Source organism: Phenylobacterium sp. (assembly GCF_030697925.1).
Taxonomy (GTDB): Bacteria; Pseudomonadota; Alphaproteobacteria; order Caulobacterales; family Caulobacteraceae; genus Phenylobacterium.
Map to the genome: position 1 here is coordinate 154,224 of NZ_JAUYOJ010000080.1, position 7,661 is coordinate 161,884.

6 protein-coding genes are annotated in these 7,661 nt (G+C 69.0%); 5 read left to right on the forward strand and 1 reads right to left on the reverse strand.

Going from position 1 to position 7,661, the window contains the following annotated elements:
* Positions 1 to 201 precede the first annotated feature (201 nt).
* From Q8Q88_RS07995 to modA, 3 genes are all read left to right on the forward strand, one after another.
* Entirely contained in the window at positions 202 to 1,779 is a 1,578-nt protein-coding gene (locus tag Q8Q88_RS07995; protein WP_305674666.1) for a 2-isopropylmalate synthase, read from the forward strand.
* Positions 1,780 to 1,976: 197 nt separating this feature from the next.
* Positions 1,977 to 2,858, forward strand: coding sequence for a DMT family transporter (locus tag Q8Q88_RS08000; RefSeq protein WP_305674667.1), 882 nt, complete (start codon positions 1,977 to 1,979; stop codon positions 2,856 to 2,858).
* Positions 2,859 to 2,892: 34 nt separating this feature from the next.
* Complete coding sequence (gene modA / locus Q8Q88_RS08005; protein WP_305674668.1) at positions 2,893 to 3,657, forward strand: molybdate ABC transporter substrate-binding protein; 765 nt, start codon at positions 2,893 to 2,895, stop codon at positions 3,655 to 3,657.
* Here modA and Q8Q88_RS08010 read toward each other — a convergent pair whose 3' ends face one another.
* Entirely contained in the window at positions 3,658 to 5,184 is a 1,527-nt protein-coding gene (locus tag Q8Q88_RS08010) for an ABC-F family ATP-binding cassette domain-containing protein (protein WP_305674669.1), read from the reverse strand.
* A gap of 363 nt (positions 5,185 to 5,547) precedes the next feature.
* On the opposite strand from Q8Q88_RS08010, the gene Q8Q88_RS08015 reads away from it, so the two are divergent.
* Together Q8Q88_RS08015 and mreC are read left to right on the forward strand one after the other, a co-directional pair.
* The gene (locus tag Q8Q88_RS08015) at positions 5,548 to 6,591 is read left to right on the forward strand and encodes a rod shape-determining protein (protein WP_056732529.1); all 1,044 of its coding nucleotides are present in this window, start codon (positions 5,548 to 5,550) and stop codon (positions 6,589 to 6,591) included.
* A gap of 50 nt (positions 6,592 to 6,641) precedes the next feature.
* On the forward strand, positions 6,642 to 7,661 hold a 1,020-nt coding region (gene mreC / locus Q8Q88_RS08020; protein WP_305674670.1), incomplete at its 3' end, for a rod shape-determining protein MreC.

Consider the following 7,661-nt stretch of genomic DNA (forward strand, 5'->3'; position numbering starts at 1 on the left):
GGCGCAAGACTGTTGCGGCGCGACCGGCATTTCGGTATGCCAGTCGCCATGCGCACGTCATCGCACAGCCTGCTTCTTCTCGACCTGGGGCTTAGCCGCCCCTGGGCCTCCCTTTAGGCTGCGCGACTTCGCGGCCGGGCTCCCAGGGGATTTCACCCGCCGCCCGCCCCCATTAGAACGCCCCGCGAAGAGAGTTCGCAAATGACCCAAGTTTCCAACGACACCGCCCGCGATTCCCGGGACCGCGTCATCGTATTCGACACCACCATGCGCGACGGCGAGCAGTCGCCCGGCGCCTCCATGTCCATCGACGAGAAGCTCGAGCTGGCCAAGATCCTGGAGGACATGCGCGTCGACGTGATCGAGGCGGGCTTCCCCATCGCCTCCAACGGCGACTTCGAGGCCGTCCGCCAGATCTCCGAGATCGTCACCGAGAGCACGGTCTGCGGCCTGGCTCGCGCCGGCATGGCGGACATCGAGCGCTGCGCCGAGGCGATCCGCCCGGCCAAGCGCGGCCGCATCCACACCTTCCTGTCCACCAGCCCCAGCCACCGCGACCACATCCTGAAAGCCAGCCAGGAAGACATCCTGGAGATGATCACCAAGTCGGTCGGCCACGCCCGCAACCTGTGCGGCGACGTGGAATGGTCGGCCCAGGACGCCACCCGCACCGAGCAGGACTTCCTGCGCCGCTGCGTGGAGGCCGCGATCAAGGCCGGCGCCCAGACGATCAACATCCCCGACACCGTCGGATACACCTATCCCAGCGAATACGCGGAGATGTTCCGCGACCTGATCGAGAACGTGCCGAACGCCGACACGGTGATCTTCTCCACCCACTGCCACAACGACCTGGGCCTGGCCGTCGCCAACAGCCTGGCCGGGGTGCAGGGCGGGGCGCGGCAGGTCGAGGTGGCGGTCAACGGCATCGGCGAGCGAGCCGGCAACGCGGCCCTGGAAGAGGTGGTGATGGCGCTGAAGGTCCGTGGCGACCGGCTGCCCTATTTCACCGGCATCGAGACCCAGCACATCACCCGCGCCAGCCGCTACGTGTCGGCGATCACCGGCTTTCCGGTGCAGTTCAACAAGGCGATCGTCGGCAAGAACGCCTTCGCCCATGAGAGCGGCATCCACCAGGACGGGATGCTGAAGGACCGCGGCACCTACGAGATCATGAGCCCCGAGACCGTGGGCCAGGGCGCCTCGAACCTGGTCATGGGCAAGCACGCGGGCCGCGCCGGCTTCCGCGAGAAGCTGAAGAGCCTGGGCTACGAACTGGGCCAGAACGCGCTCAACGAGGCCTTCCAGCGTTTCAAGGACCTGGCCGACAAGAAGAAGCACGTCTTCGACGACGACATCGTCGCCCTGGTGGACGACGCCCTGGCGTCGGGCTCCGACCGCATCCAGGTCAAGAGCCTGCGGGTCATCGCCGGCACCGAGGGTCCGCAGCAGGCTGAACTGATCGTCACCGTCGACGGCGTCGAGAAGGCGGCCTCGGCCACCGGCGACGGCCCGGTCGACGCGGTGTTCAACGCCATCCACGAGGCGGTGCCACACACCGCCATCCTGCGCCTGTTCCAGGTGCACGCGGTGACGGAAGGGACCGACGCCCAGGCCCAGGTCTCGGTGCGGCTCGAAGAGGACGGCCGGATCGCCACCGGCCAGGCCGCCGACACCGACACGCTGACGGCCTCGGCCAAGGCCTATGTCAACGCGCTCAATAACCTCTTCGCCCGCAAGGAGAAGAGCGCGCCGGACGCCATCGCCAGCGGGTTCTAAGACCCACCTCAAGGTGTCATCCCGGCTGGAGATGCGATGCATCGGAAGGCCGGGTCCCATAGACACCGATCCATCCGGATAGCCCTGAGCGTATGGGTCCCGGACAAGCGTGGAGCTTGTCCTCGGGCCGGCCAAATGCCGGACCCGGGGGCGCTTTCCGGGATGACACTTGTGGGCATGAGGGGGATTTCACGGACATGCTCTGGATCCTACTGACGGCGGCGGCCGCGCCGCTGCAGGTGGCGCGCAACGCCCTGCAGCGCGGGCTGGTCGGCGACGCCGGCCCCTGGGGCGCGACCCTGGTGCGGTTCCTGTTCGGCCTGCCGTTCTCGCTGCTGATCTTCGCGGTGGTGGCCTTCGCCACGCCCCAGGCCGAGCCGCACCTGTCCTGGCGGTTCGCCATCGCCGTCGTGGCCGGGGCGATCGCCCAGGTGTCGGCCACCGCGGCGCTGCTGATGGCCATGCGCCATTCCGGCTTCGCGGTGGCCACCTTCATGCAGCAGTCGTCCCTGCCGCTGGCCGCCATCATGGGGTTCCTGGTGTTCGGCGACCGCATGAGCCCCGTCCAGTGGCTGGGCCTGGCGGCGGCGACCGCGGGCCTGCTCATCCTCTCCTGGCCGAAACGCGACGCGGCGACCGGCGTGCTGAACGGCTCGCTGTTCGGCCTGGCCTCGGGCCTGGCCTTCGCCGTGGCGCTGAACGGCTATCGCCAGGCGGGCGTGGCGTTCGAGCCCGGCCATCCGATCTACTCGGCCACCGCCTCGCTCTGCGTGGCCCAGGCCCTGCAGTCGCTGGTCCTGGGCGGCATACTGGCGGCGACTCGGCCCCAGGCCCTGCGCTCGGTGATGGGGACCTGGCGTCAGTCCCTGGGGGCGGGGCTCTGCGGCACGGCGGCCTCTGCCTGCTGGTTCTCGGCCCTGGCCCTGGCTCCCGCCGGCCAGGTGCGCGCCGTCGGGGTGATCGAGGGGCCGATCGCCGCGGCGGCCGGCCGGCGGCTATTCAAGGAGCGCCTCAGCCTGCGCCAGATCGTCGGCGGAACCGCCACGGGCGTGGGCGTGGTGATGACGGCGCTGGGCTGATGCGCCTGCGGCCAAGCCGCGCTAGGCTTGGCGAATGCAGTTTTCCAAGATGTTGGGCGCCCTCGCGTTCGCCTGGGTTTTGATCGCACTCCCCGCCCAGGCCGCCGCGGTCACTGTTTTCGCCGCGGCCTCGCTGAAAAACGCCCTGGACGAGGTCGGGCGCGAATACGCCAGGACAGGCGGCCAGGCGCGGTTCTCCTATGCGGCCTCCTCGGCCATGGCGCGGCAAATCGAACAGGGGGCGCCGGCCGACGTCTATGTCTCGGCCGACGTGGACTGGATGACCTATCTGGCCGAGCGCAGGCTGGTCGTCGCCGCCAGCCGCCGCGATCTATTGACCAACCGCCTGGCCCTGGTCGCCCCGGCCGACTCCAAGGCCTCGTTGAGGGTCGCGCGCGGCATGCCGCTCGGCCGCGCCCTGGGCGGCGGACGGCTGGCGGTGGCCGGTGCGGAGGTGCCGGCCGGCAAGTACGCCAAGGCCGCGCTCACCTCGCTGGGAGCGTGGGATGGAGTGTCGGGCAGGCTCGCCCAGGCCGAGAACGTGCGCACCGCCCTGCAATATGTGGCCCGCGGCGAGAGCCCGTTCGGGGTGGTCTATGACACCGACGCCAGGCTCGAGCCCAAGGTGCGCATCGTGGGCCTGTTCCCGTCGGGCAGCCATCCGGCCATCGTCTATCCCGCCGCCCTGGTGGCGGACTCCAAGAACCCTGACGCGGCCAGGTTCCTCAGCTTCATGAGCGGACCCCGCGCGGCGGCGGTGTTCCGCAAATACGGCTTCACGGTCCTGCCGCGTCGCTGACTACTGCGCCTCGAAGAACGCGTCGGGTCCCTCCACCTCCAGTAGCCGGCCCTTGCGGATCTCCAGGAAGCGGGTTGCGGCGGCGCGGGTGAAGTAGCGGTCGTGGGAGACGAACAGGCAGGCGACGTCGGCCCCGTCGAGCTGGGCCTCCAAGTCCTCCTGGCCCTCTATATCCAGATGGTTGGTGGGCTCGTCCAGCAAGTAGAGATTGGGCTTGGCGAGCGTCATGCGCAGGAAGACCAGCCGCGCACGCTCTCCGTGGCTGAGGTCAGCGATCGGCCCCTTGATCCGCAGATAGGGGAAGCCCGCCTTGGCCAGCATGGCGTTGGCGTCGCGGTTCGTGGCGCCTTCCACCGAGGTCAGGTAATCGACCAAGCTGACCTTCAGCGGCAGGTCGGCCATGCGCTGGTCGAAATAGACCAGCCGGCTTTGCGGGTTGAAGCGGAGGCTGGCCTGGCCGTCATAGTGCCGCAGTGCCGGGTCCCAGGCCCGCGCCAGGGCCGAGAGCAGCATGGACTTCCCGGCCCCGTTGACGCCCAGCAGGGCGATGCGGTCGCCGACCGCCACCGACAGCTTGTCGATGTGGAACAGCTTGCGCGAGCCGTCGGGGACAGTGACGGCGTAGTTCTCGATCCGCAGGGCGATCTTGGCCTCGATCTCGCCCTCGGCCAGCTCCAGCTTCCGCTCGCGGGCGGAATAGGCGCCGGTACGCTCGGCCTCGATCCGGTCGATGCGTTTCTCGGTGGCCTTGGCCCGCTTGTGGAACTTGTCGTTCTTGACGCCCCAGACGCGGTAACGGGCGGCCACCTTCTGCAGGCGGTCGATCTCCTTGCTTTCAAGCTGGCGGCGCACGGCGTCGGCGGCGTCGCGGTGAAGCAGGGCCTGGCGCGCCTCGACGAAGGGCGCGGCGAAGCTGTGGGCGCCGTCGGCCCGCAGGAACAGGGTCCGGCTGGTGGTCCGCTGCAGGAACTCGCGGTCGTGGCTGACGATCAGCATGGGCAGGCGGCGGTTCTCGTCCAGCCAGCCCTCCAGGACATTGACGTTCGAGAGGTCCAGGTGGTTGGTCGGTTCGTCGAGGACCAGCAGGTCGGGCTCGGAGAGCCGCGCCGCCGCGGCGATCAGCATCAGCCGCTGCCAGCCGCCGCTCAACGACCCGAAGGGTTGCTCGGCTGTCTCGAACGCGACGCCGATCTCGTCCAGCAGGACGTCGACCTTCCAGTCCTCGGACCCGTCCGTGACGGGGAGGGCGGCTTCCAGCACCTGGCGCAGGGGCTGGTCGGAGAGGCCCTCGGGCACGTCTTGCGGCACATAGCCGATCTTCAGGCCTCGCGAGCGGACGATCTGGCCGTCCATCAGCACCAGTTCGCCCAGCAGGCATTTCAGCAAGGTGGACTTGCCGGCGCCGTTCTCGCCCACCAGGGCCGTGCGCGCGTCGTCCAGCTGGAAGGAGACGCCCTCGAAGACCCTATTGGATCCGTAGAAGAAGCTGGCGTTCTCGACGCCCAGGACGGCCTGACGGATAGACATCTCGTTTCACGCGCGGCCGGGCTGTCGAAGGGAAGGGACGGTCCAGCCTTCTAGGCCGGTCCGCGCCGCAGGGCTGTAACCGCAGAGCGACACAGCGGCGCCGTTTCGCGCGGCGGGGTCCGCGTCGGGCTCCCGACACTCCGCCTTTGGCGCCTGGCTCTGGTGAAGCCTGTTTACTCTCCTGCGGCGCGAAACCACACGCCTGTCATTAGGCCTTGAATTGAACCTAATGGCAGGGCACACCGCCAAACAGTCCTGCAAACGGAGGCTGGAGCGGCCGGGCGCCTATTCATGGCGTGGTAAGGCGGCAGGCCCTAGACTCCGCGGACACAACATCCGCTTCCATCCCCCCCAGGGCTCTGCATGTTTTCATCCCTCTTCGGCGCCATCTCGAACGATATCGCCATCGACCTCGGCACCGCCAACACCCTCATCTACATGAAGGGCAAGGGCATCGTTCTGAATGAGCCGTCGGTGGTGGCGCTTCGCAACGTCGGCGGACGCAAGGTCGTCCACGCCGTCGGAATAGAAGCCAAGCAGATGCTGGGCCGCACGCCCGGCCACATGGAGGCCATCCGTCCCATGCGCGACGGGGTCATCGCCGACTTCGAAGTCGCCGAGGAGATGATCAAGTACTTCATCCGCAAGGTCCACAACCGCAAGGGCTTCGTGAACCCCAAGGTTATCGTCTGCGTGCCGTCCGGCGCCACGGCGGTGGAGCGTCGCGCCATCAACGACAGCTGCCTGAACGCCGGCGGACGCCGCGTCGGCCTGATCGACGAACCCATGGCCGCGGCCATCGGGGCGGGCCTGCCCATCCACGAACCGACCGGCTCCATGGTGGTCGACATCGGCGGCGGCACCACCGAGGTGGCCGTGCTGTCCCTGTCGGGCATCGTCTATTCGCGTTCCGTCCGGGTTGGCGGCGACAAGATGGACGAGGCGATCATCAGCTATATGCGCCGCAACCATAACCTGCTGATCGGCGAGACCACCGCCGAGCGCATCAAGAAGGAGATCGGCACCGCCCGGGCTCCGGCCGACGGCGAGGGCCTCTCCATCGAGGTCAAGGGCCGCGACCTGATGCAGGGCGTGCCGCGCGAGGTGCGCATCAGCGAAAAGCAGGCCTCGGATTCGCTGTCCGAGCCGGTGAGCCAGATCGTCGACGCGGTGAAGATGGCGCTGGAGGCGACACCGCCTGAGCTGGCCTCCGACATCGCCGACAAGGGCATCATGCTGACCGGCGGCGGGGCGTTGCTTCGCGGTCTGGACGCCGAGATTCGCGACCATACCGGCCTGCCGGTGACGGTGGCCGACGACCCACTCTCCTGCGTCGCCCTGGGGTGCGGCAAGGTGCTCGAACATCCGAAGTGGATGAAGGGCGTTCTTGAGTCCACCCTGGCGTAGACTTCGCGAGTCGGGGCGCAGACCGCCCCGCCGCATGCGAGCAGGTTCCGGTGGCCTTTCGTGAGAATCCGTTCGGCGAGCTGAAGGTCCCGCTGGCATGGACAGCGGGGGTGGCTCTGGTCGTGGCCGTCGTCGTGGCCGTCACCCTGCTGCTCTCCGACCGACGCGAAACCTTCCAGACCGAGGCCTATGGCGCCACCCGGCAATTGGGCGACGCCGTCGCCGCCCCGGTGACCCAGACCCTGGCCACCCCGACCGAATGGCTCGGCAACGGCGTCGACTATGTCCGGGGCTATTTCTTCGCCGTCTCGGAGAACCGCCAGCTGAAGGCCGAGCTCATCGAGGCCAGGGAATGGCGCGACGCCGCCCTGGCGCTGCGCGACACCAACGAGCGCTACAAGTCCCTGCTGGGCCTGAAGACCGATCCGCCCATCCCCATGGCCGCGGCACGCACCGTGAGCAGCTCGCGCGGCCCCTTCGCCAACACCCGCCTGGCCAACGCCGGGGTGGAGAAGGGGATCAAGGTCGGCAATCCGGTGATGAGCGAGATCGGCCTGGTGGGCCGCGTCATCGGGGTGACACAAGGCGCGAGCCGTATCCTGTTGCTCACCGACATCGCCTCGCGCACGCCGGTGATGGTCGACCGGACCAATGCGCGCTCGATCCTGACCGGGGACGGCGGACCCAATCCGAAGCTGGAATATCTGCGGGGCAAGGACCCGGTGAAGGAGGGCGACCGGATCGTCACCTCCGGCGACGGCGGGGTGCTGCCGCGCGGACTGCCGGTAGGCGTGGCGGTCAGGGGGCTGGACGGCCGCTGGCGCGTGGCCCTGGCCTCGGACGCCTCGCCCGTTGACTATGTGCGCATCCTGCTGTTCCAGGACTTCTCGCAGCTCGCCAACGCCGCCGAGCTGAACCGCATTCCGCCGCCCCCGCCGCCCGAAACCCGGCCCGCGGCCCTGGTCGGGGTCACGGCCGCCCCGCCGCCCGTCGTCGCGCGGCCGGCCCCCGCGCCGACCGCCGGACAGGCCCCCGCGCCCAAGGCCGCCGCGCCGAGGCCCGCAGCGCCG

What these genes read in the sequence shown, in the direction of transcription:
- Q8Q88_RS07995 (WP_305674666.1), top strand. Translation starts at nt 202, where the DNA reads ATGACCCAAGTTTCCAACGACACCGCCCGCGATTCCCGGGACCGCGTC.
- Q8Q88_RS08000 (WP_305674667.1), top strand. Translation starts at nt 1,977, where the DNA reads ATGCTCTGGATCCTACTGACGGCGGCGGCCGCGCCGCTGCAGGTGGCG.
- modA (WP_305674668.1), top strand. Translation starts at nt 2,893, where the DNA reads ATGCAGTTTTCCAAGATGTTGGGCGCCCTCGCGTTCGCCTGGGTTTTG.
- Q8Q88_RS08010 (WP_305674669.1), bottom strand. Translation starts at nt 5,184, where the DNA reads ATGTCTATCCGTCAGGCCGTCCTGGGCGTCGAGAACGCCAGCTTCTTC.
- Q8Q88_RS08015 (WP_056732529.1), top strand. Translation starts at nt 5,548, where the DNA reads ATGTTTTCATCCCTCTTCGGCGCCATCTCGAACGATATCGCCATCGAC.